This window comes from Paenibacillus sp. 01L418 (genome assembly GCF_056400045.1).
Map to the genome: position 1 here is coordinate 1 of NZ_JBFTSN010000624.1, position 2,857 is coordinate 2,857.

Consider the following 2,857-nt stretch of genomic DNA (forward strand, 5'->3'; position numbering starts at 1 on the left):
GCTCTGATTTCGAGAATGGTTTTAATAAATAATCTCTAACTCCTAGTTTCATTGCTTTGCGAAAGTAAATGTGTCAGCTGAGCACCGTCATTACAATCCATTGAGTATCTAAAAATCTATTACGATAGCTCTCAATAAACGTCATTCCATCCATCCCCGGCATGATAATATCTGTGAGTATGATATCCATATGATCCTCTTCCATAATTACAAGAGCCTCTTTGGTAGAAGAAGCTTCATATACGTTGAAATCTGGAAAACTCTTCATTAGGGTGCGTTTAACATCACCTTTTATTATGAAATCATCATCAATAATCAGAATATTCATGACCTTACTCCCCTATCGTTGAAAAGATTCAAGTAAACGCGGGTTCATCAGAACCTTTTCACCATAGAAGTCTACTTTAATAAATTTATCTTAGATATATTCGTTGTCTTGTCGATAATTTCCGAGCAGACCAGACTGATATGCTGCTATCGCCTGAGCAATCAAACCATGAAGGATGTCGGAATCTAAATCACTTTCATAATTAACAACAGGGAATATTTTTCTCAAACCCTCTGATGGTATCGCTTGCTCAATCGCTTCTTTTAAAGCTTCGGAAAAAAAATCACCGTAAAGAACAACGTATGCGGGATTGATTGTCCCACAAAAAATACTGATTAATTTAGAAATGGCAGCACCTAGCACTTTGGGGTCATCATAGTTAATCGTTATCCAGTCAACATCGATCGGAAGCAGATTGACTTCACCAGCATAACCAACGACCCCTTTATGAATGCTGCCATCAATTACAACGCCTGCACCTGGACCAAACGTACGAGGGAAATAAATGCCGACAATAGAGGATACTTTTTCTGTATGTTGGCTAAAGCCAAAAGCTGCTGCATTGACATCATTCTCAACAATGACCGGTATCTTATACTTATTCTGAAAATATTCTGTAAAGGAAGTCCCTTTTAAAGATGTAAAGTCGTTTTCCAAAATAATACCATTACGCTCCACACCCGGCAGTGAAAAAGCAACAAGACTTATAGTCGAATAGTTTCGCAGGGCCTCATCGATCATCTGATCAAAACTAGAGAGTTGGATGGTATCAAACGGCTCCTCTGCGTCCCATACGCGTTCCCCGTAAAGATTCCCGATACAAGCACTGATAATATTTTTCCCGTTGCGTACCCGCGCCGATAGCCCCAGCACATGCGCAAATTCTGCATTAAAGCTATACGCTTGAGACGGCCTTCCTCCCGTCGCTGAATACATTTTACCGAGTTTGACTTCTCCGCTTTCTACAAATCCATTCAGTATGTTCCCAACGGTAACAAAGCTTAAGCCTGTCGTTTGAGCCAATTGTTTAATGGTGGAAGTTTTGGATGAACAAAGGCTCCAAAGAACTGTTTGTGAATTGCTCTCTTTCATGTCCAGCATATTTATTCCCATAAAAACCCCCGGCTTATTAACTCTGATTTTCATTTTATAATGTTGCAATCCGCCATAAATTCCTGACTTTGAATCATGATATCCGTTTCTATTTTCCGAATCACTATGCATGAATCTCCTGCGGCAAGCGAGTCAGGTGGATTATCTTTTAGTATAACATTTCCTGCACCTGTTGTTTTTCTAAACATTAGCTGATGTAATACCCGATTTCGTTAGATAATTCAAGCTCTCTTTTACACAATCAAAGGCGTCCTTCTGCCAGTTTTCTTGCTCGACCAGACCCCATTTCACACCGGTTCGATGACAAGCCTCAAATATGGGCAACCAATCAATCCGACCTTGGCCAAGTGGAACCAAATATTCTTTCCCTTCGGTTGAGAGTGCATAATCTTTAAAATGGCATATGTCTACTCGCCCTTGATACCGTTCCATTAAAGCCACAGCGTCCTCACCTGCCCGAACAGCGTGATACACACATAAGGTTAAGCCCACTTCAGGCAGCTGTTCCATAACGATATCTATGGCACGAATGCCATTTATGTACTCATAGTTGAACCAGAGCGGATGGAAGGTGAGTGCGATACCATGTTCACCCAGCGTCCTAGCCATTTGGTCCAGCGCGTCGCAAAATTCCACGATGCCTTCCGGTGTCATTAACTCGCGCGGGATGGTACTGACACATAAAGACTTACTTTCCCACAGTCTATTCATCGTGATATAGTAATCCAGATTATTTTGCACCACGGTAAAATCTTCTTGCGTTGCGATACATTTCAGCCCTGTTTCTCGCAAAGCTTTTGCCGTGAATGCCAGAGGTACGGCAGGATCGATCCATTGCAGCTGTACATCGTGATACCCCATATTGTGCAGTCTACGGAATGTATATTTTACTTCATCTTCTGTCGTGAGATAAGGTCTAAGACTTGAAGCTTGAAAGCCAAATGATGTCATAATTCACCCTCCAAGTTTATTGATTGGTTATTAAAATGAATTTAATAAATATAATTTAACTATACCCCTGTCTGCATAAGGAGTCAATGTCTTATGTATTAACTCCTCACTATCCCATAACTTGTTGAAAGAAAGCAGCAATAGACGCAAAAAGAAAAGGAGTTAAGCACAGACAAGCTGCTTAACTCCTTTTCTCATTTAGACATTCATCTTCAATGAATATCCGATGTATCCCGCGGATCCTAAATTTCCACTTATGGGACTACCTCTTTTTGTTTCTTCACTAATTAAAGACTATCAATAAAATCAACATAACCCTGCGCGCTAATATCTAATTTCCTTAAGTAATCTGGATTTCCTTCCGTCTCGTATTCTGCGCCATAGAAGGCATAGAAGGAACGATAATCGGCGCCGCAATATAAAAATGTCGTGTCAAAGGGAGATAGGAGTTGGTCAAGTCCGTAA

Annotated in this window: 3 protein-coding genes; all 3 read right to left on the reverse strand. The window is 40.6% G+C overall.

The features are described from left to right. Positions 1-73: 73 nt before the first annotated feature. The gene (locus tag AC1DSE_RS33760; protein ID WP_477528960.1) at positions 74-328 is read right to left on the reverse strand and encodes a response regulator transcription factor; all 255 of its coding nucleotides are present in this window, start codon (positions 326-328) and stop codon (positions 74-76) included. A 90-nt stretch (positions 329-418) separates the two neighbouring features. Continuing rightward, a complete protein-coding gene (locus tag AC1DSE_RS33765) occupies positions 419-1,552 on the reverse strand; it encodes an ROK family protein (protein WP_477528961.1) in 1,134 nt (377 codons plus the stop codon). 69 nt (positions 1,553-1,621) lie between these two features. Further along, positions 1,622-2,392, reverse strand: coding sequence for a sugar phosphate isomerase/epimerase family protein (locus AC1DSE_RS33770; protein ID WP_477510114.1), 771 nt, complete (start codon positions 2,390-2,392; stop codon positions 1,622-1,624). Between the last annotated feature and the right edge of the window lie 465 nt (positions 2,393-2,857).